15 protein-coding genes are annotated in these 21,800 nt (G+C 60.8%); 12 read left to right on the forward strand and 3 right to left on the reverse strand.

The window, feature by feature from the left end:
- Window positions 1–85 precede the first annotated feature (85 nt).
- Genes ACEN9A_RS18275 through ACEN9A_RS18285 form a run of 3 tightly spaced genes read left to right on the forward strand, consistent with a single transcriptional unit; the run spans window position 86 to window position 5,826 of the window.
- Window positions 86–1,591 (forward strand): efflux transporter outer membrane subunit, encoded by a 1,506-nt coding sequence (locus ACEN9A_RS18275; RefSeq protein WP_258669179.1) that lies wholly within the window; start codon window positions 86–88, stop codon window positions 1,589–1,591.
- A 30-nt stretch (window positions 1,592–1,621) separates the two neighbouring features.
- Window positions 1,622–2,734: an efflux RND transporter periplasmic adaptor subunit gene (locus ACEN9A_RS18280; protein ID WP_258669181.1), complete on the forward strand. Its 1,113-nt coding sequence runs from the start codon at window positions 1,622–1,624 to the stop codon at window positions 2,732–2,734.
- On the forward strand, window positions 2,731–5,826 hold the full coding sequence (locus ACEN9A_RS18285; protein WP_258669183.1) for an efflux RND transporter permease subunit: 3,096 nt from the start codon (window positions 2,731–2,733) through the stop codon (window positions 5,824–5,826). Before ACEN9A_RS18280 ends, ACEN9A_RS18285 begins: the two co-directional genes overlap by 4 nt.
- Window positions 5,827–5,942: 116 nt before the next feature.
- Here ACEN9A_RS18285 and ACEN9A_RS18290 read toward each other — a convergent pair whose 3' ends face one another.
- The gene (locus ACEN9A_RS18290; RefSeq protein WP_064618683.1) at window positions 5,943–6,950 is read right to left on the reverse strand and encodes an aldo/keto reductase; all 1,008 of its coding nucleotides are present in this window, start codon (window positions 6,948–6,950) and stop codon (window positions 5,943–5,945) included.
- 92 nt (window positions 6,951–7,042) lie between these two features.
- Between ACEN9A_RS18290 and ACEN9A_RS18295 the strand changes: the two genes are divergently transcribed.
- The 7 genes from ACEN9A_RS18295 to ACEN9A_RS18325 all read left to right on the forward strand — a co-directional run bounded on the left by ACEN9A_RS18295 (window position 7,043) and on the right by ACEN9A_RS18325 (window position 18,160).
- Window positions 7,043–7,951, forward strand: coding sequence for a LysR family transcriptional regulator (locus ACEN9A_RS18295; RefSeq protein WP_258669186.1), 909 nt, complete (start codon window positions 7,043–7,045; stop codon window positions 7,949–7,951).
- Between the two features lie 58 nt (window positions 7,952–8,009).
- Complete coding sequence (locus ACEN9A_RS18300; RefSeq protein ID WP_258669192.1) at window positions 8,010–8,330, forward strand: isochorismate lyase; 321 nt, start codon at window positions 8,010–8,012, stop codon at window positions 8,328–8,330.
- Window positions 8,331–9,041: 711 nt separating this feature from the next.
- Window positions 9,042–10,280: a non-hydrolyzing UDP-N-acetylglucosamine 2-epimerase gene (gene wecB, locus ACEN9A_RS18305; RefSeq protein WP_258674197.1), complete on the forward strand. Its 1,239-nt coding sequence runs from the start codon at window positions 9,042–9,044 to the stop codon at window positions 10,278–10,280.
- Between the two features lie 41 nt (window positions 10,281–10,321).
- Window positions 10,322–12,535 carry a hypothetical protein gene (locus ACEN9A_RS18310; RefSeq protein WP_258669201.1) on the forward strand — a complete coding sequence of 738 codons (2,214 nt, stop codon included), beginning with the start codon at window positions 10,322–10,324 and terminating at the stop codon, window positions 12,533–12,535.
- A gap of 12 nt (window positions 12,536–12,547) precedes the next feature.
- Window positions 12,548–14,662 carry a glycosyl transferase family protein gene (locus tag ACEN9A_RS18315; RefSeq protein ID WP_258669203.1) on the forward strand — a complete coding sequence of 705 codons (2,115 nt, stop codon included), beginning with the start codon at window positions 12,548–12,550 and terminating at the stop codon, window positions 14,660–14,662.
- Window positions 14,659–17,205 carry an NfrA family protein gene (locus ACEN9A_RS18320; protein ID WP_413387319.1) on the forward strand — a complete coding sequence of 849 codons (2,547 nt, stop codon included), beginning with the start codon at window positions 14,659–14,661 and terminating at the stop codon, window positions 17,203–17,205. The genes ACEN9A_RS18315 and ACEN9A_RS18320 overlap by 4 nt, the downstream gene beginning before the upstream one ends.
- Window positions 17,206–17,377: 172 nt before the next feature.
- Window positions 17,378–18,160 carry an alpha-amylase family protein gene (locus ACEN9A_RS18325; protein WP_225609300.1) on the forward strand — a complete coding sequence of 261 codons (783 nt, stop codon included), beginning with the start codon at window positions 17,378–17,380 and terminating at the stop codon, window positions 18,158–18,160.
- A 111-nt stretch (window positions 18,161–18,271) separates the two neighbouring features.
- Here ACEN9A_RS18325 and ACEN9A_RS18330 read toward each other — a convergent pair whose 3' ends face one another.
- Window positions 18,272–18,745 carry a hypothetical protein gene (locus tag ACEN9A_RS18330; RefSeq protein ID WP_018925608.1) on the reverse strand — a complete coding sequence of 158 codons (474 nt, stop codon included), beginning with the start codon at window positions 18,743–18,745 and terminating at the stop codon, window positions 18,272–18,274.
- Window positions 18,746–19,003: 258 nt separating this feature from the next.
- Between ACEN9A_RS18330 and ACEN9A_RS18335 the strand changes: the two genes are divergently transcribed.
- Window positions 19,004–19,501, forward strand: coding sequence for a GNAT family N-acetyltransferase (locus tag ACEN9A_RS18335; RefSeq protein WP_258612336.1), 498 nt, complete (start codon window positions 19,004–19,006; stop codon window positions 19,499–19,501).
- A 31-nt stretch (window positions 19,502–19,532) separates the two neighbouring features.
- Here the strand turns inward: ACEN9A_RS18335 and ACEN9A_RS18340 are convergent, their stop codons facing one another.
- Entirely contained in the window at window positions 19,533–20,489 is a 957-nt protein-coding gene (locus ACEN9A_RS18340) for an AraC family transcriptional regulator (RefSeq protein WP_258669215.1), read from the reverse strand.
- A gap of 175 nt (window positions 20,490–20,664) precedes the next feature.
- Between ACEN9A_RS18340 and ACEN9A_RS18345 the strand changes: the two genes are divergently transcribed.
- A complete protein-coding gene (locus ACEN9A_RS18345; RefSeq protein WP_258669217.1) occupies window positions 20,665–21,618 on the forward strand; it encodes a diiron oxygenase in 954 nt (317 codons plus the stop codon).
- Window positions 21,619–21,800: the final 182 nt, after the last annotated feature.

Genomic DNA, 21,800 nt, shown 5'->3' on the forward strand with positions numbered 1-21,800 from the left:
GACCGAACGGCGACGCTTCGCTGACGACTTCGCACACACCGGGCCCTACGCTGATGCCACCTCGAATCTACACGAGTCCAATGCGATGCCGCGACTTCCAGTTTCCTTTCCACTGTCCCTCCACACCGGTCGGACGACCTTGCAACGGACCGGGCTCGCCGTTGTAGCGGCCGCCCTTTCCACTTCGATCGCCCTTGCCCTGGCCGGTTGCTCCACGCCAGTCGTCAAGCCGTCGGTCGACCTGCCGAGCAACTACGCCGCGAGCACGGCCTCCGAGATGGAACCCGAGGCAGCGTGGTGGGAGGTCTACCACGACCCGATGCTGACAGATCTGGTGCGCCGGGCAGCGCGCGAGAACCGCGACGTCAAGATTGCCGCCGAGCGTCTGCGCGCCGCGCGTGCCGGCGAAACGGTCAGCCGTTCCTGGCTGTTCCCGAGCGTTGGCGCATCCGCCTCCGGCAGCGATCGCAGCAGCGGCTACAACTCGGCCACGAAACAGGGTTATCCGGATACCAAGACCACCAGTGTGGGCCTGGACGTCTCGTGGGAGCTCGACCTGAGCGGGCGTCTGCGCGCTGGTGCAGCAGCGGCCGACGCCGATGCGCTGGCTGCGGAGCACAGCATGCGCGGCGTGCGCCTGCTGGTGATGAGTGACGTCGTCAGCAACTACTTCACACTGGTCGGCGCGCAGCGCCAGGTCGCGACCCTGCGCGCCATCTCGGCGATGCAGGACGAGACGCTGCGTCTGGTCACCGCGCGCCAGCAGGTGGGGCTGGCATCCGCCTTCGACGTCGAGCGCGCGCAGACCGACGCCTTGTCGGCGCGGGCACAGATTCCGCCGCTGGAAACGCTGGCGGCTATATCGCGCCATCGTATCGCGGTGTTGATCGCCGATCAGTCCTTCAATACCGCGAACATCCAGCCCTCGAACGGCGATGCGGCGGTGCCCGAAGCCAAGCCGGGCCAGCCGGCCGAACTGTTGCAACGCCGACCTGACGTACTGGCGCTGATGGCGCAGCTCGACGCAGCCAACGCGCGCCGTCAGCAGGCCGCGGCCGAGTGGTTCCCGCGGCTCTTCCTCGGCGCGTCCTTCGGCCAACAGGGCCTGACCCTGAACGGCGCGAGTCTCGGCGCTGCGCGCTTCACCAACGTGGCGGGCCTGCTGGCGATGCCGATCTTCAACGCCGGGCGCACGCAAGCGATCAACGAGGCTGCCGAAAGTGCTCAACAAGAGGCAGTGCTGCGTGCCGAAGACGGCATCGTAAAAGCGCTCGAAGATGTGGAGAACGCCCTCGTCACGCTGGCGCAGGAACGGCGCCGCTCCGGGTCGCTGCAATTGGCCGCCGCATCCGCGGAGTCTGCGCAGAACCGCGCCCAGTCGCTCTATAACCGCGGGCAGATCGATCTGCTGCCGCTGCTGGATTCACAGCGAGCGCGTCTGGCGGCTCGCCTGAACGCCAACGAAAGCAACACCCGCCTGCTGCTCGACAGCGTGCAGCTCTACAAGGCTTTGGGCGGAGGCTGGCAGGTGTTCGAACACCCCGCTACTCCCACCGCAACCATCGAAGCCGACCGGCCACCACTTTCCTAAGAATCTGTCGTTTTCCAAAGAGGAACCGCCTTGAAAACCTCCCTTACTGCGGCCGGCGCCCTGGCCGTAGCCGTCATGCTGTCCGCGTGCAGCCCGGAGCAACCCACCGTGCAGGCACCACGACCGGTTCGCACCGCTGAAATCAGCTACGACAATGCCCGCGATATCAGTCGCTATGTCGGCACCGTACAGTCGCGGCACGAAGTCGACCAGGCCTTCCGCGTGGGCGGCAAGGTCGCCCAGCGCAAGGTCGATGTCGGCCAGTATGTGCACGACGGCGACATCCTGGCTGTGCTGGATGACAGCGACTACCGCCTCGCTGAAGACGCGTCGCGACAACAATGGACGGTTGCCGTCGAGCAGACGCACCAGGCCGATTCGGACCGCCAGCGCCTGACCGCGCTGAAGGCTGACGGCTCGGTCAGTGCAGCGGATGACGAGCGCGCGCAGACCAACGCCCAAACCGCGCATGCGACCGCCGAGGCCGAGGCACGAAAGCTCGAACTCGCGCGCAACCGGCTCAAATACACCGTGCTGCGCGCCTCGCGTAGCGGTGTCGTCACAGCTGTGCGCTTTGAGGCGGGACAGGTCGTGGCGGAGGGTCAACCGGTCGTCTCGGTTGCGAATCCGGATGAATCCGAGATCGTCATCGATGTGCCCGAGGATCAGCTGTCGGTCTTCAAGGAGGCGCGTTTCAAGGCTTCGCTGACCAGTGCGCCGAACGAAGTCTTCGATGTCACCCTGCGTGAACTGTCGCCGCAGGCTGCGGCGCAGACGCGCACCTATCGCGCGCGGCTCAAGCCGGTGCAGGCGCTGCCACTGGGCGCCACTGCCACGGTTACCGCCGAGCGGATGATGACAAATGTCTCCGTGGCGGCGGTGCCAGCCACGGCACTGACACAAATCGGCGCCCAGCCAGCGCTGTGGGTGGTCACGCCCGAGGGCAAGGGTCCGGCGGGCATCGTTGAACTGGTGCAGGTGGCGGTGTGGGGCTATCGCAATGACGAGGTGCTCGTCTCCGGACCGCAGGCCGGCGCACTGGTCGTCACCGCCGGGGTGCAGAAGATGTCCTCCGGACTGAAAGTCGCGCTTCCCGGCGCGTCGATTGTTGATGCGAACACCACGCAGCAGGCCGCCCGATGAACAACTTCAACCTCACCGACTGGGCGCTGCGTCACCGCGCCATCGTCCTGTTCATGCTCATCCTCGTCGCGGTGGCCGGTGCCTTCAGCTTCACCCGGCTCGGTCAGCTCGAGGACCCGAATTTTTCCGTGCCCTCCATGACCACCATGGTCATCTGGCCGGGCGCTACCGCCCAGCAGATGCAGGATCAGGTCCTTAACCGCATGGAGAAGAAATTCGAGCAGATCGACAACTTCGAGAAGGTGGTCACCTATGCACGCCAAGGCTACGCGGGCATGACGCTCACCGTGCGCGGCGGCACCTCCAAGGCTGACCAGCGCGAGGCCTGGTATCAGGCGCGTAAAAAACTCAACGACCTGAGCCTCGAGCTGCCTGACGGCGTGATCGGGCCGATCGTAAACGACGAGTACGGCGACGTGTATGGCCTGATGTACGCCGTCAAGGGCGACGGCATCGGTCACGCCGACCTGTCGGACGCGGCCGAAGACATCAAGCGCCAGATGCTGAAGGTGCCGATGGTCAAGAAGATCGACCTCATCGGCAAACAGGCCAAGCGTGTCTACGTCGAGTTCTCGCACGAGCGCCTGGCAGCGCTGGGCATTACTCCGCTGGCCATCGCCGAAAGCCTCAAGAGCCAGAACGCCCTGTTGCCCGCAGGCCAGATCGACACCCGAGGCGACCGCGTGATGGTGCGCGTAAGCGGCCAATTCGCCAGTGAAGAAGCTATCCGCAACGTGCCCATCACTGCGGGCGGTCGACTGATCAAGCTCGGCGACATTGCGACCGTTACCCGTGGCTTCGAAGATCCGCCCACCTACACGGTACGCCACAACGGCCAGCCAGTGCTGATGCTCGGTATCACGATGACCAGCGACGGCAACATCGTGGACCTTGGCAAGGCGATGAATACGGCAGTCGCCAAGATCCAGTCCGAACTTCCACACGGCGTGGAGCTGGAGCTGGTGGCCGACCAGCCCACCACGGTGAAGGACGCCATCCTGGACTTCGGTCATGCGCTGGCCGAGGCGCTGATCATCGTGATCGCGGTGAGCCTGGCCAGCCTGGGCTGGCGCGCCGGCCTCGTGGTCGCGACCACGGTGCCGCTGGTGCTGGGCGGCGTGGCGCTGGTGATGCTGGCGATGGGCTGGAACCTCGAACGTATCTCACTCGGCTCGCTGATTATCGCGTTGGGGCTGCTGGTGGATGACGCCATCATCGCCATCGAGATGATGGTGGCGAAGATGGAAACCGGCATGGACCGCGTGAAGGCGGCCGCCTTCTCCTATCAGTCCACCGCCATGCCGCGCCTGACCGGCGCACTCATCACCGTCGTGGGCTTCCTGCCGATCGGCCTCTCGAAATCCACCACCGGCGAGTACGCCGGAGGCATTTTCTGGATCGTCGGTGCCGCGGTGCTGTTCTCGTGGATCTGCTCCGGCATCTTCACACCGTACTTGGCAGTGAAGATGCTGCCCAACGATTTGGGCAAGCACCAGCACGGTGATTTGTATGACACGAAGTTCTACCGCAGCCTGCGCCGCCTGATCGACGCCGCCATCGAGCACCGCTGGGCGGTCATCGGTGCGACGTTTGGCGCCCTGGTGCTGGCGCTGGCCTGTATCAAGCTAGTGCCGCAGCAATTCTTCCCCAACAGCTCGCGCCCTGAACTGGTGATTGACCTGCGCGTCAAGGAAGGCTCCTCGTTCGCCGCGACGACCGAGCAGGTCAAGCACATGGAGGAAATCCTGGCGAAGGACGAAGACGTGCGTTTCTATACTGCCTACACCGGCGCCGGCGCACCGCGCTTCTATCTCTCGCTCAACCCCGAGTTGCCGAATCCTGGATTTGCCCAGTTCGTTGTGATGACCAAGGACCTGGATGCACGCGAGCGAGTCCGTGCACGGCTGATGACCTCGACCGACCAACAATTCCCGCAGGCGTGGGTGCGGGTGACCCGGCTCGAGTTGGGGCCGCCTGTCGGCTACCCGGTGCAGTTCCGCGTCGTAGGCCCCGATACCCAGGTGGTGCGCCGGATCGCTCGCAATGTAGAGAAGGTGGTGGCGTCCAACCCGAAGGTGCGTGACCTCCAGCTCGACTGGAACGACCCGGTGCGTACGCTGAAAGTGCAGCTTGATCAGGACAAGGCGAGCGCGCTGGGCCTCACGCCGGCCGACGTGTCGCTGGCGACCCAGACCGTGATGAACGGCGCAACCCTGTCGCAGCTGCGTGAGCACGAGGACCTGATCGACATCGTGGCCCGCGCCGTGCCTGAGGAGCGCTTGAACCTCGACACACTCAAAGACATCAACCTCTATACGCGCCAGGGCACGGTGGTGCCACTGTCGCAAGTCGCACAGGTGCGCTCTGAACTGGAAGAGCCGGTGCTGTGGCGCCGCAACCGCGACATGGCGATCACGGTGCGTGCCGACGTGAAGGATGGCGAGCAAGGTGTATCGGTGACGCAGGAGATCCAGCCGTTGCTCAAGGAGATCGAAGCGAAGCTGCCGTCGGGCTACCGCATCGACGTGGGTGGCGCGGTGGAAGAAAGCGACAAGGCCAACAAGGCGCTGCTGGCGGTGGCCCCGCTGATGATGATCAGCATCTTGCTGCTGCTTATGCTGCAACTGCAGAACTTCTCTCGCATGTGGATGGTGGTGCTGACCGCGCCGCTGGGCTTGATCGGTGTGGTGCCGGCGCTGCTGGTGTTCCAGTCGCCGCTGGGCTTCGTCGCGATCCTGGGCATCATCGCACTGGGTGGCATGATCATGCGCAATTCGGTGATCCTGATCGACCAGGTGCAAACCGAGATCGCCGAAGGGCGCGACCCGTGGAATGCCGTGCTGGATGCCGCCATTCACCGGGCCCGTCCGGTGATGCTGACGGCGTTGGCCACCGTGCTTGCAATGATTCCGCTGACGCGCAGTGTGTTCTGGGGACCAATGGCAATTGCGATCATGGGCGGCCTTACCGTGGCGACGCTACTGACGATCTTCTTCGTCCCGGCGTTGTACGCCGCATGGTTCAAGGTGGATCGCCAGACGGCCGCTGACCCCCGGCAGGAACTGGGGGATGCCGCGCTCGCTTCTGAGTGACGAGTGCCCCCGCCCATGTGATGGGTAGCATTGCGATCTTGATCGACCGTTCTGCTACCCATCGAATGCCTGCATTCAATATGCAGGAGCGAACCCTCACCCTCCGCTCAATAGTGTCAGGCGGCACCAGGGACATTCGTTCCCATGCCCGCCGGCAGGAACGGTCGAATTTCATCGATTTCCGCAGCGCTGAGGCGCAACTCCAGGGCTGCAATCAGCCCGTCTACTTGTGCGCGATGGCGGGCTCCGACAATGGCGCCCGTCACGACCGGTTTGCGAAGTACCCAGGCGATGGCGACCGCAGCAGCGCTCACCCCGTGCCTTTCTCCAATACGTGCCATGACGTCAACCAATGCCAGGTTCGCACTCAAACGGGGTTCCTGGAAATCAGCACTTCGGGCCTTGCGCCAATCGTCTTCGGGTAGTTGCGAAATGCGTTCGCGCGTCATGCTGCCGGACAGTAGCCCTGATTGAAGTGTGGAATAGGCAAGCACACCCATCCCGGCCTGCTCGCAGAATGGCAGAACGTCCTGCTCGATGTCCCGCATCAAGGCCGAGTACGGCGGCTGGAGCGAAACGATCTCCGTCACCGCCTGCGCCCGCTTGAGTTGAGCGACATCGAAATTCGATACACCGATCGCGCGGATCTTTCCTTGATCGCGCGCGGCGGCCAAAGCCGAAAGCGCCACTTCAATGCCTTCACTGCTGGCGTCGGCAGGAAAAGCAGGCCAGTGGATCTGATAAAGATCGATCGTCTCGACTTGAAGCCGGCGCAAGCTTGCGTCGATCTCGGCGAGCAAGGATTGAGGGGCCAGTGAATGCGAAATCTTCTTCGTGACCGGGTCCCAGACCAAACTGCCTTTGGTGAACACCAAAGGACGCCGTGACGCCGGCACCCGCCGCAGCAATTGCCCCACCAATTGCTCTGCATGGCCCAAGCCATAAACCGCAGCGGTGTCAATCCAGTTCACGCCGCGTTCGACGGCATATTCAAGTGCGCCCAGGCTGTCCTTGTCATCCTGCGCTCCCCAACTGTACTCCCAGCCGGTGCCGGCGATTGCCCAGGTTCCCAGGCCAATCGGCGAAATCAGAAAATCCGATGATCCAAGACGATTGTTTTGCATAGCGAGCTCTCCACCAATGATGGAGGAAGTATCCGGCAGAGGTCTCATGACGATAAGATAGGTAATCGTATTTGAACTACTGAATAAAACTCATGAGTTATCACCCCGATCTCTCTGAACTCGACGCCTTTGCCGCCGTCGCTCGCCATCGCAGCTTTCGCAAAGCCGCCGACGAGCGTGGCGTTTCAGCTTCCGCGTTGAGTCACGCAATGCGAGCGCTGGAAGCACGTTTGGGCATCAGACTGCTGAACCGAACCACTCGTAGCGTGACCCCGACCGAGGCCGGCCAGCAGCTATTGGCGACGCTGGTCCCGAGCCTGCACCAGGTTAACGATGCATTGGCGCAATTGACCTCAATGCAGGAAGTGCCCGCTGGCAAACTTCGCCTCAACGTGGCGCGCCCGGCGGCTCGCATTGTGTTTGCGAAAGTGCTCGCGCCCTTCGTGGCCAGGTATCCACGTATTCAGTTGGACCTGATCACCGATGATGGATTGACCGATATCGTCAATGAGGGATTTGACGCTGGAGTCCGCTTCGGTGAAAGCCTGGCCGGTGACATGATCGCAGTCCCTGTCGGCGCACCTCAATCGTTCGTGACCGTCGCTGCGGACGCCTATCTGGCCGCGAAGGGAACCGCGCACGTCCCCCGCGACTTGCTCGACCATGCGTGCATTGCCAGGCGTTTTCCCAGTGGAAAACTTTACGCTTGGGAGTATCAAGCCGACGGTCAACCGATACGGTTGTCCGTCACCGGCCCGCTGATTCTGGAAGATGATGCGCTGATGATCCAGGCAGCGAAAGATGGCGCTGGTATTGCCTATGTCTACGAGGAGCTGGTGCGCGACGATCTCCGGAACGGGCATCTCAGAGAAATACTCCAGGAGTGGAAAGCACCGCCAAGCCGATTCTTTCTTTATTATTCCAGCCGGCGGCATGTGCCACCGACCTTGAAAGCGCTCATCGAATTTATCAGAGCGGGCCGAGCTCGCGAGGCTGAGTAGCCGTCGTCAAATCAGAACTTTGAACCCACGATTTTTTCCAACAAACGGAGTCACCTACATGGAAGTCATCAATCAGTTGCAGCCCGCAGAGTGTGCAGGCATGGAAGATATCCGACGCGAAATCGACACCCTTGATCAGGCCGTTATCAAGCTGCTGGGCAAGCGTTTTCACTACGTGCTGGCCGCCTCGAAGTTCAAGACCTCGGTGACTTCGGTGCGCGCTCCGGAGCGTTTCAAGGCCATGCTGGCAACACGACGCGAATGGGCCGAAGCCGAGGGCCTGAGCCCGGATGCCATCGAGAAGATGTACAGCGACCTGGTGAACCACTTCATTGCCGAAGAGATGAAACACTGGGCGGCTCATCAATCCGAAGCCTGACGCTAGTGTCCTGACTGTCCGCCAAGGTCTATTTTTGTCAGCCATGACAGGCTGCGATAGGCCTGGAGCGGACTTGCGCTCGACTCACAGAAATCGCTGATGGCAAAGGAACTGCTATCGGCTGACTCTGTTGAAATACAGGCCAATTACACTGACGAACACTTTCTTCAAACATCATCCCCTATTAATACGTTATTTACCCTTTCACAAAAACTTATTACCCTACTGCATCGCGACAATATTCAGGCGTCATTTAAGTGACCGCTACAACCACCATTCTTCAGAGAGACAGACCCTTAACAGCGCCGACGCGACCGTTACAACCCATGAACAATTCATACGCACTGACGAACGGAGTAAGAATATAAAATAGCCATACAAATCAACAATATAAATCCTAAATAATACTTAAATAAAAACCTCATAAAATCATTAAAAACCATAAGTGACCGACCACGAATATAAAAGTTTCAAACTTTATAATTAAATAAAAACCCACACATAACGCTTTAAAATATTCACCTTTGATGCTAATAATCCGGCAGCTTCCGGGTTTCCAGGCGACGTCCCCTCTCACATGAAGTGAACATCAGCGCTCACGCTGACTATCCCGGCCTTTACTAAACTCAAATAACGCTAGCGTGGCTCAAGTTTCAATATAACTTGGGGCAGCTTTTGTGTTGCGCACTAGAACTGCGCGAGGAAGGCATCATCGTCCGCCATCATTCAAGGCTTAAAGTCCTTTCGATCTTCGGTACCCGTCCTGAAGCCATCAAGATGGCGCCTTTAGTCAAAGCCCTCGCTGCGGAACCTGGCATTCATTCGCAGATATGCATCACCGGCCAACATCAAAGCATGCTTAAACAGGTGCTGGATCTGTTCAACCTCAAGGCCGATTACACCCTCGATGTGATGACGCCGCGCCAGACGCTCAATTCGCTGACCGCGGCGCTTTACGAGGCGATTGATCCCGTGCTGGAAATGGCCCACCCGGACCGGGTGCTGGTACATGGCGACACCACCTCGGCCATGGTGGCCGCGATGGCTGCGTTCCATCGACGCATCCCGGTCGGCCATGTGGAAGCCGGCCTGCGTACCGGTGACATCTACAGCCCGTGGCCGGAAGAAATGAATCGTCGCTGCATCGACCTGGGTGCAGACATGCTGTTTGCGCCGACCCACGAGTCGCAAAAAAACCTGCTCGACGAGCACTTGCAGGGGCGCTCTTTCGTGACCGGCAATACGGTGATCGACGCTTTGCAGATGACCGCGCAGCGCATCGAACAGGACGCTGACCTGCGTGCAGGCCTGGATGAGCAATTCTCGTTCCTGCAACCCGGCCGCAAGGTATTGCTGGTCACCGGGCATCGTCGGGAAAACTTCGGCGAAGGCTTCCTCGACATCTGCAAGGCCCTGAGCCATTTGGCCCGGCGTGCCGACATCCAGATCGTCTATCCGGTGCACTTGAACCCCAATGTCATGGGCCCGGTCACCGAGCAGTTGGGCGACCTGCCCAATGTGCACCTGATCAAGCCACTGGACTACCTGGCTTTCGTGCGACTGATGCAACGGGCACACGTGATCCTCACCGACTCCGGTGGTGTGCAGGAAGAAGCCCCCTCACTGGGTAAACCCGTGCTGGTCATGCGTGACGTTACCGAGCGCCCCGAAGCGGTCGCGGCGGGCACTGTGCGCCTGGTCGGGACCTCGCCGGACTCGATCATCGCGAGTGTCAACGCGTTGTTCGATGACGAGTTGCTGTGGCGTCGATGCTCCCAGGCGGCCAACCCATACGGCGATGGCAGCGCCAGCGCGCGCATCGTCGACGCGCTGATGGGGCGTCCGGTCGATGAGTTCGTCGTCGCTCGGCAGTCATTGCCCAAGTTCCTGCATTACCCGACAGCGGTGCCTGTGCCCGAGGAAAATTACCCGGCTTTCACCTCTCTCTAAACCGAACCGCTCCTCCCCTTATCAGCTCGAGATCTACCTGAATGAAGTCTTCCGTTGCCATCCATACGGGTGCGCTCAGCGCCCTTGCCTGTGGCGTGAGCCTGCTCGCGCTCATGCCGACCTTCGCCTTGGCCGCGGACAGCCCGCTCACCCAGGCGATCAACCGACTCAACGCCGACACTCGGCAGGAGCGTGAGATCCGCTTGAGCGATCTGGGGATCGACGCCCCCATCATCCTGGGTTCCACCGATGCCCGGCGCGAATTGTATTTACCCGTGCCGGCGGGTGTACCACTGACCGATGCCACGCTGAATTTCGACGCCAGCTACCTCAACGGCGAAGGCGGCCGTAACACCTTGCTGCTGTCGCTGGACGGTTATCCGGTGCGCGCCGAAGGGCTCAGCGAAGCTCAAGGTGACGCCAGCGCCACGCTGGGCGTGGACAAGACCGCGCGTGACAGCGGTTCGGTGCGCCTGGGTATTGCCTGGTCGTCGATCGTGTCCCGCGTGTTGTGCGAAGACGAACGCGCCATCGGCAACGTATTGCGTATCGAACCGGACACCCGCCTCAACTACAGCTACGACGCCAGCCAGTTACAGGACGTTGGTGCGGCCTGGACGGCATTACCTGGCAAACCGGGGATCATGGTTGCGCCGGGCACCTTATCCGCCGAAAGCTACGACGCCGCCTGGCGTCTGGGCGTGGCACTGGAACGGATCGGCAAGCACAGCCACATCCTGCCCTTTCCCGCCGTACAGGACAGCGTTGACCTGACCGGCCTGCGCATCCCGGCCGAACTGCAAACTATTCCAGCGTTCGCCAGCCTCAACGGCAAAGGCCCGCACGTCCTGGAGAACCCGGCGCAAATCGGCGCGCTGCTGATGTTGGGGCAAACCCCGAACGTCCAGGCGGATCTGGCCATCAACGACCCGCAACTGCTCAAGGCCGTCAATGAGTCTCTGGATGCGCTGCAAAGTCAGATTCAAGGTCTCGACGCCACCGCAGCCAGCGCCTTCGCGCAATGGCGTGTACGGCATATCAATGCAGGCCTGGCCGCCACCGGCACGGACAATGTGCGACTGGCATTGCTGGGGACACGCCCAGTGCTGACGATCGCGCCGCAAGCGACCGGCAAGGCCTTGGCCTTGTTCAGCTCGGCCTGGAACACACTGGCACGCAGCCGCCAATTGACCGTCAGCGAAGCACAGTTGCCATTGAGCGCCGACGGCCGTGTGGCCTTGTCGCGCCTGGGCGGCAAACCCGGCGCGATCGACGTGCTGGCCAAATCCGACTGGAGCACCTCGTTCCCTCTGGGCAGCGTGGCCTACGACGGACGTCTGCCGGTGAAGGCGGTGATCGATGTGTCCGCCGCACCCGGCGCCTCGGACACCGCGCCGGTGGCCTCGCTGTTTCTCAACGATTATCTGATTGGCGCACAACAGCTCGTGGCCAACGGAGAAAAGCAACGCATTGAAGCGCGGATACCACGTTACGCCGTGGGCTCGACCAACGTGCTGCGTGTGTCGTTCCAGCGCCAGCCGGTCAGTGATCGCTGCCTCGAAACGCCACAAGCCTTCCCGGTCTCGGTGCTGCCGACCAGCCATATCGTGTTGGAAAAGACTGCGCTGGATGATGACTTTTCCGGCATGGCTGCACGCTTTGCCGTGAACGCGCAGATCCTCGTGCCGCAGGCCTACCTCGAACACCCGGCAAGCAGTTTGCCGCAGGTGATTTCGGTGGCTGACGCCGCCGGTGTTTCGCCGCTGCGTGCGCAATTGAATATCAGCGCAGACCCGAAAGTCTCAGTCACGCCAGACAAAGCCTTCCTGGCCTTCGAGTTGCCGATCAAGGACAGTAAAGAGTCGGTGCAGGTCGACGAGCAGGGCCGCCTGCGTATCAATCACAAGGATCAGGTGTTGCTCGACGTGCATCCCCTCAACCACCTGGCTTCGTTGCAAGCCGTGGAAAGCGGCGGCCAGCACGGTCTGGTCTATCGCACACTGGGCACCGACGCCCCCCGCTTCGCCAGGCAGGTTCTGCTGAGTCGCGGCGACGTCGCCATCCTCGGTGACAACGGTACGCTGACCACCTTCGACACCCAGGACCCCAGTGGCAGCCAATTGATCGACCACGAAGAACCCAAGGGGCTGGACGCCTGGCGCACACCGTCGCTGTTGTGGCTGATTCCCGGTGGCATCCTGTTGGTCCTCATCCTGTTGCTGGCCGGCCGTAACGCCCGTCGCAATCGCCAGTAACGGTAACCCTCGATGACGTCGCTTTATTGGCCCTATTGGCTGGCCCACTACTACAGCTTCCTGGAGACCTCGACCATCGTGGTCGCGGTGCTGATTCTGATTTCCAGCCTGGACGATCTGTTCATTGACCTGTGGTACTGGTCTCGTCGCCTGTTCCGCAAATTCACCGTGGGTCGCAAGTACCGGCCGCTGACCGCCGAGCAACTGATGGCCCGGGATGAACAACCGCTGGCAATCATGGTTCCGGCCTGGCTGGAATACGACGTCATCGCGCCGATGATCGAGAACATGGTGTCGACCCTGGACTACCAGAACTATGTGGTCTTTGTCGGCACCTACATCAACGACCAACGCACCATCGATGAAGTGGAGCGCATGCGTCGGCGCTACAAGCAGCTGCATCGCGTGGAAGTCCCGCATGCCGGGCCGACCTGCAAGGCCGACTGCCTGAACTGGGTGATCCAGGCGATTTTCCTGCACGAGAAAACCCACGGCATGACCTTCGCCGGCGTCGTGCTGCACGACAGCGAAGACGTGCTGCACCCGCTGGAATTGCGCCTGTTCAACTACTTGCTGCCGCGCAAGGACATGATCCAGTTGCCCGTGGTTTCGCTGGAGCGCAACTGGTACGAATGGGTGGCCGGCACCTACATGGACGAATTCGCCGAATGGCATGGCAAGGATCTGGTGGTGCGAGAAAGCATGACCGATACCGTGCCATCTGCCGGGGTCGGCACCTGTTTTTCACATCGTGCCTTGCAAGTGTTGGCCGGGGAAACCCAGAACCAGCCATTCAACACCGACAGCCTCACCGAGGACTACGACGTCGGCGCACGCCTGGCCAAGGTCGGTATGAATGCGATCTTCGTGCGCTTCCCGGTGCAGTTTCGCGTGCTGCGCAAATCATGGTTTCGCAAGCCTTACGAATCGACCCTGAAGATGCCGTTGTGCGTGCGCGAATTCTTTCCCGACACCTTCCGCACCGCGTTCCGCCAGAAGGCCCGCTGGACATTGGGCATCGGGCTGCAAGGCTGGGAACAAATGGGCTGGAGCGGCTCGCTGGCCAACCGTTATCTACTGTTTCGCGACCGCAAAGGCGTAGTGACGGCGTTCGTCAGCATCATCGCCTACGTGATTCTGGTGCAGTTGCTGGGCCTGATTGTTTTGCGCCAGAGCGGACTGTGGGACGTGAGTTTCCCGACGCCGTTTGAAACCAACGGTTTTATCCAATACCTGCTGCTGGCCAACGGTCTCGCGCTGGCCTGGCGCATCGCGCATCGCTGCTATTTCACTACCGTGCTATACGGCTGGCAGCATGGTTTGCTGTCCATCCCGCGCATGGTGGTGGGCAACTTCGTCAACTTCATGGCCGCGTCACGGGCCTGGCGCATGTTCCTGGTTGGCAAGGCGCTGAACCGCAAACTGGTGTGGGACAAGACCATGCACGACTTCCCGTCCACCGACCTGGTCGCTGCCGCACCTCGCAAGCTGGGCAGCGTGTTGCTGTCCTGGCAGGCGATCAACGAAACCGACCTGCAAAATGCTCTCGTCGAACAGAAAACCCGGCACATCCCATTGGGGCGGATTTTACTCAGCAACGGCTGGCTGGACGACGAAACGCTCGCGGAAGCCATCGCCTTTCAGAACGACTTGCCGCGGGTGTTCGATGTGGCCGCCAAGGCGCGGGATTCGAACCAGATGCTGGACGATGAATTCGCCCTGCGCTGGCGCGTGGTGCCGCTTGGCTTGAATGCCGACGGCTGTGCGCAAGTCGCCGTGGCCAGCCCACTGCCGGCCGAAGGCCTGCAACAGGTCAGCGACGAACTGGGCAGCGAACCGGTGCAGCTGATTGCCCGGGAGAGCGAAATCGTCGCGCAATTGCGTCAACTGAACGTGCGCGAAGGCCAATCCGTGCCGGATGCCCGAGCTCCATTGCTGGGCGACCTGTTGATCGAAATGGGCCTGCTGGATCGCGATGTGTTCAGCCGCGCGATGTTGCAGTACCGCCCGCAGCATCATGGCCGCATTGGCGACTATCTGGTCGACAGCGGCGTGCTGCCTCGCGCCACCATCGAAAAAGCCGTGGCACGTCAGCACAGCCACTACCCTGCGGAGCTTCCTGCATGAATCGCCCCTTACTGACCCTCATGGCCACGGGGCTGAGCCTGATACCTGCGTTTGCTCATGCCCAGACGCTGCCATTGCCATTGACCGGTCCGGCCTATGTCACCGCCAACGAGGCGTACAGCGCTTACGAGCGCAAAGACTATGACCTGGCCATCGCCAAGGCTCGCGAAGCGCTACGTCAGCGCGCCGATATCCAGCGTTTGAACACGCTGATTGTGCTGGCTCAGCGCGACAAGGACCTGCGTGATCATCCCAGGCGCTACCCGCAATCACGTCAGGCTCCGGGCTTCGGTGCTGCTGCCCAGGCCTTCAAGGCCTATGACCGCGATGACTTCGGCGCTGCTGCCCAGGCCGCACGCAAGGCCATCACTCAGGCGCCCAAACGCATGGACTATCGACTGCTGCTGATCGAGTCCTTGCAGCGCCAACCGCATCTGCAGGAAGCGGATCAAGCCACCACCCAGGCGCTTGCGATGTTCCCGGACGACGACGCATTGCTGACGCGTCGCGCAGCGATTCGTCGTCAACTGGCGGTGCCGCTGGCGGTTCAGGGCTATCGCGCCCTGCAGCAAGGCCATGTGCCGCTGGCCGTGGACCAGGCCAGAAAAGCCGTCGCCTGGGCCCCGGAAATCGGCGCCAACCAGCAACTGCTGATCAGCGCCCTGCTCGCCGCCAACGATTACCCTGGGGCCGAGCAAGCCGCGTCCGCTGCATTGGCACAGGATGACGGGGAAATCGCACCGTGGATTCTGCGCAGCTACGCCCTTGATCGGCAGGGTAAGACTCAAGCCGCTCAAACTGACCTGAAGCAGGCCCTCGCCATCGATGGCCTGCCGCAAGCGCAAGTCCGCAACATTCGTTTCTTCGCCGCCGACGCCGCACTGGCCCATGGCGAGCCTCAGCAGGCGCTCGATGATCTGCAGCCACTGGTCGATGATGAAGGTGGCGAAATAGCCCGCCGACGCAGCGCCGCACAAATAGCGCTGCGGCAGAAAAACAATGGGGATCTGAACACTGTCGCTCACGTCCCTGCTCCGGCCCTGAACTGTCAGGAAACGGCCTTTGGCCTGGTGTGTGATATCTGGCCGGGCAACCAGCGCGACGGCGGAACTGACCTCGCCGCCCAGGCTTACGCGGCCCTGGCCCGCAAGGACTTCGAAACGGCGGTTGCCCAGGCGAACCAAGCCGTCGGCCGCACACCGCAGAACCCGGCGTATCGACGCCTGCTGGTCAGCGCCCTGACCGAGCAGAAGCATGTGCCCGAAGCCATCGCGGCGGCCAGCGATGGTCTCAAGGCCAATGGCGATGACGCCCGGCTGCTGAGCCAGCGCGGCTTCTTGCGTCAACAATCGGGGGACGATACCGGGGCACGCCAGGATTTTACCCGGGCCTTGGCCCTGGGCAGCTTGCCGGCTTACGAAGAGGCCAGTCTGTACGCCGCCATCGGCCAGAGAAGAACTGCGCGCGAACGGCTGCAACAGGCGCGGGACACCGGCGAACTGGAAACGATGAGCGACCTGCAGATCGCCTACTTGTCGGTCCAGGCCGGCGACGATGACCACGCCCGTGAATCGTTTCGCAAGGCCGATGCTGGCAGCCGACTCTCACCGACGGCAACGCAGGATGCCGCCTACAACGCCATGCGGGTCAATGACGATGAGCAAGCCGTCACCTATTTCAAGCGAGTCATCGACGCAAAAAATGCCGGTGAACTCGACACGTCCCCGCAGCAGCTCTTCGACACCCGTCGCGCGGTGGCCGATGTGTCGCGTACCTGGGGCTTGATCAGCACTACCAGTTATCGCGGCAACAGTTCCAGCAGCGGTCTGAGTTCAGCGCCGAGCAGCGGCAGTAACAGCAACGACAGCCTGCAAAACAGCACCGAACTGTCCTGGCGCCCGTTGGGCTATCGCAATGCACGCTTTGTCGAACTCTACGGTCGCGTCACCGACACGCTATGGAGCAAGAACAGCGATTCGGCTAGCGGTATCGATGCCCTGCAAGGCGCCGTTGGTGTGCGGGTCAAGCCGTTCACGGCGCTGAACGTGATGGCTGCCGTTGAGCGCACAGTCCCCTTGGGGTCGTCAGACGTCAACGGTGACTGGCTGGTGCGCCTGGGCTATAGCTCAAGTATCGGGACCGATTTGCGGGTCGATACCTCCAGCTGGTGGACTTCGCAGCTGTTTGCTGAAGGCGGTCATTACATCAATGACTCGCGTGACTATTTCAACAGCGAATGGCAGGTCGGCCGCAGTTACGCCATCGGCGGCGCAGGTTCACACTGGGTGAGCTTCCCCCATGTCGTGGCCGCATTCGACTATGACTCAAAGATGAACAGCGAGACCGATACCGACGGCAGCACGAGCTCATCATCCGGCAAGGCCGCAGGCATCGGCGTCGGCAACAACGTCCGGTACTGGTTCCGCGAAGATGCCTACAACGCCCCACGCTCCTACGTGGATTTTTCTCTGCAGTACCGCGTGAAGGTGCTGGGCGATGACCGCGCTCAAGGCGTGTTCGCTCGCCTGACGTATTCCTATTGAGGACTGGTATGAACGTTCGAGTTTATTTGTGCCTGGGGTTTAACCTGCCCTCGACGTGGGCATATCCCCCGCCCCTGAAAAAGGCAGCCCTGTGAAAATCTTTGGCTATACCGCCAGTCGCGCGACCGTTGTCGCCCTGTTGCTTATCGCTACCCTCGGCGCAGGTTCCGGCATGCTCTACGTGACACACACCAAGGCTCTTGACCCGGGGATTGTCGGCATCGTCTGGCAGCCGGACAACAAGACCGTCGGCATCAACGGCCACTGGGAAAAACTCGGCGCCCATGAGCTGCTGGTGCAATGGACCGTCGTCGACGATCAGGCATTCGTTCCCGGTACCGGCTTGCCCACCGTGCCGGTGTTGCCCGACTGGACCCGTATCGCCAAGGCGCCCTGGGCGCAGGATGTCATTCTCGGGCTGGCCGGTTACTTCAGCGAGAACCGCTCACGGGACAACATCGAGCAACTGGCCGCTGTCTCGGAACGCATCGCCAAATTGCCTACGCCGCTACACGTCACCGGCTGGTATTTCCCGGCCGAAGTCGACCCCAGCTGGACCCGCGCCAAAGAACTGCCCGCCCTGCTGGCCAAGCTGCCGCGACCGTTATGGATCAGTGTTTACGACGGCGCCAACATCGGCCCCGCCGCCACCGCCGATTGGCTCAAGCAATGGCTGCCGGATGACATCGGCGTGTTCTTCCAGGATGGCGTCGGCGTCTACGCCCGCACCGCACCGGTGGCCCGAACCTACGCCGACGCCATGCGCCAGCGCTTGGGCAAGGACCGTGTGCGAATCATCGTCGAAGCCTTTCGCCCCAACTTCGGCGGCGGATTCCGCTCCGCGACCGCGGCCGAACTCAAACCGCAACTCGCGGCCTATGACGGTTATCCGCTCTACCTGTTCGACGGACCGCACTACGTGACGCCTGAGTTGCTGGAGCAACTGGTGCGGTGAATCGCAAAGCAGCCATTTATAACGTCGTGGCTAACCGACGCCTAAAAGATATGAAGCCGACTGAAGCCCCCCCGGTTGAGCCGAAACGAAGCAGGTAGTTTGGAATCGTAATCAGGTAGGTGCTGAATTAGTCCCTGCATTCGGGATCGCCGACTCCCGAGATCGAACCGCATACAATGCCGTAAAGATATCGCGGATATATTTCGGGCGTTCGGAGGCGGGAATTACCGGAAGAAAATCCAGCATGTCGATAATTGATTCATAGGCAAAACGCATTTCACGGTGATAACGCCAACGGGCACCGAATCCGAGGGCTCGCTCCATTGCGACGAACAACCCAGCGAGCGCAGAACACAAAGGTGCCACCCAAGTAAAGTTTGTAGCGGGTAACAGCGTCGCCAGTGTCGTCAACAGCAACACCAGGATAGTGCCGCCGTTAAACATGATCGGATCGGCCAAGACATCATGCAACTTGGCCGCGTCTGTCAATCGCACCTTCAACTGTTGAATCATTTCCGGAGGCAAGTCCGTTACACCGCTTACATCGGGCGCGACGGGCGCTTCAAAATTGGCGTCATCTGGCATACGAAACTCTCCTGAAGGAAGAGATCAATCCGCCCAACGGCAAACTTCTAGGCATGAGGAATTCAACTAACGAGCGAGTATAGATCATGGCATACCGAATGCGATTCCTGGATACCGACAGGCTATGCCCCCCGCCCGGTCCTGTGGCGAGGCAAAATTGGCCGACCCGTCACTGCGGGTTGAAGTGATAGTCTGCGCCTTCCCGGGATTGAATCGAGCAATTATTCAAGTAGTGCTACCAGCAAGGAGAGCGACCTTATGAAGCCCGTCAGAATTCGTACCCTGCAAAGTACTGATGCCGAGGCGTTGCTGGCGTTCGAGCTGGACAATCGCGAATGGTTCGAGCGCCACATTGACGCGCGCGGTTCTGCCTTTTACTCGATGCAGGGCGTCACCGACCACATTGACGCTTATTTAGCTGATTTTGCCGCCGGAACCTGGCACCCATTCGTCATCGAAGATGACGCTGGAAATATAGTGGGTCGAGCGAACCTCAAAGGCATCGATATGACCGAGCGGTCGGCAGAAGTCGGCTACCGGATTGCCCAAAACGCTTGCGGACAGGGACTGGCAACGCTGGCGGTGAGGCATCTGATCCAGCAGGCGCAGTTGCATTGGAACCTTAAACAACTGGTGGCCACCGTATACGCTGAAAATATCGGATCGGCAAAAGTACTCGAACGGTGCGGCTTCTTGATCGAACATGTGTCTCGAGAAGGGGCAGAGCACGAATGTCGGTTTGGTCTTTCGATTTAGCTGAGTGAGTCTCCATCGGCTCCGGAACTTCTCATGCTGATTGTCTGCGCCAAGTGCCGGGTGATGTGCCGAACTGGCGCTTGAATGCGCGACTGAACGCAGCTTCGGACTCGTAGCCAACGGCAAAGCCAATTTGCGCCACATTGCCGCGACCTTCGCGTAGGTGTTGAGCCGCCACGTGCATACGCCAGAGCGTCAGGTATTGCATCGGTGGCTGTCCGACCAATGCCGTGAATCGCTCCGCGAATACCGAGCGCGACATGCCCACTTCAAGCGCCAGGGCTTCTGCAGTCCAGCCCTCGGTTGGACGAGCATGGAGTAGCGCCAGCGCGCGCCCGATATGCGGGTCCCGCAACCCCGCCAGCCACCCGCGCCGCTCAGCGGGAAGGCTTGCGACATACTGGCTGACGGCTTCGACGAATAGCAATTCGGATAGCTTGGCGATGACCGTTGTCGAGCCGACGCGTCCCGCCGCGATTTCACTCACCGCAAAACGGAATGAGCTTTCGATCCAGGTGCCCGAAGCCGTCGCGCGCAGGTCCAGTTTCAATAAGGATGGCAGCGACGAAAGCAACGGACTGAAGGGTGTTTCAGAGCCGAGGAATCCACACAATAACTGCGTGGCCTCACCGCCCCCGCCATACTTGATTCGTGAAATGCCGCCGACTTCCGGCGGCTGAATAACGTCCCTCGCCGGCATGGGCGCAATGCTCAGGTCACTGCCAAAGGAATGGGCGTCATTGCGAGGAAGCAAAACGAGTTCGCCTGCCCCCACGTCGAGGGCGGCACCACCGTTTATTCGTATTTGCATGTGCCCTGCGGCGACAAAATGCGACGCAATGATATGTCGAGGAGCCGTCAGGAACGGTTTGCAATCATCCGCCGAGATTCTGCCGTTGATGCACCAGGGCGCAGTGAGCTCCGCCTCGAGGAAGACCCCTCCAGACAGCCTGATCACACGCAAGACATCAGAAAGCGCATCCAACACTTGCCCGTCCTCTTTTCCGGACTCCGGAGCAGGTATTCAGGCGCATCGGTCATTCACCACCTGAACCGCGATGCCTAGATTAGCACCAACGCGGACTCAGAGATCGATGGTCATTGGCTCCGACGTCAACCGTAATTGCCCCATTCCAACTCGACCAAGGCAGCAGGAGATCTAGATGAACACCATCGCTACCCTACCCGGCTCAGAGTCAGGCAACGCCGCCCGTTATGCTCAAATGGTCAGATCATCGAAAAAAGCCGAATGGCAGATCGATCGCGATTTGCTACAGGACCGGAGCTTCGACTTCTCGCGCAAATTCTTGCCCGATGGACTCTCGCAGATCGACCGTCTGACCTTTCTCGCCGAGGCCGAGGCGTGTCTGCTCAGTCAGATTCAGGGCCGGACCTATGCGTATATCTTTGGCCTGGTCGAGCGGTTTATCAGTGCCAAAATGCTCGATCAAGGTCGAGCCCATGTATTTGACGATCAGCTTGCACTCGAAGCGCTGGTGCGCTTTTCCAACGACGAGATCAAGCACCAGGAATTATTCCGGCGCATGGAGACGATGATTGGTTCGCGATTGCCAGCGGGATATCGTCAAGTTGCCGATCCAAACGATGTAGCGCGTGCGGTACTTGCAGCCAGCACTTGGTCGGTGCTGGCGCTGACCTGTCATATCGAGCTGTTTGTTCAGGCGCACTACGCACAGAGCATCGCACCGCGCGAGGAGTTGTGCCCCCTATTCAAGGATGTCTTCAAATTTCACTGGAAGGATGAAAGCCGGCACGTCGTACTCGATGAACTGGAGTGGAAGGCGGAGCATGCGAAACTGTCGCCAGCCGAGTGTGACCAGGCAGTGAACGATCTGATTGCGCTGGTGGCGGCCGTCGATGCAATCCTGCAGGCACAATCGGCATCCGATGCCGACTACTTTATTCAAAGTGTCTCGCGATCGTTCAGTGTCGATGAGACAGCGCAGATCCATGCCTGCGTGCTGAGCGCCTATCGCTGGCAGTACATTATCTCGGGCGTGCAGCATCCACACTTTGGCCGGCTGCTGACGCGCATGACAACGCCAGCACAGATGTCCAGGGTTCAGACCGCACTGGCCCCCATCATGATCCATTGATCGACAGCGCGCGACCGACCGTTTGTCGGCCGCGCGGCTGTGAACGCGACGGGTAGAAACGGCCAAGCACGGCCTTTCAGGTAATGTGGGAAGTGGCCTGAAAAAGCTGTGGGCTCTGAAGGCAACAAACGGTGGCCGCAACGGTCCAACGCGCGGTTGAACACCAGGTGAGAGCTACCAGA

Source organism: Pseudomonas sp. Pseusp18 (genome assembly GCF_059506005.1).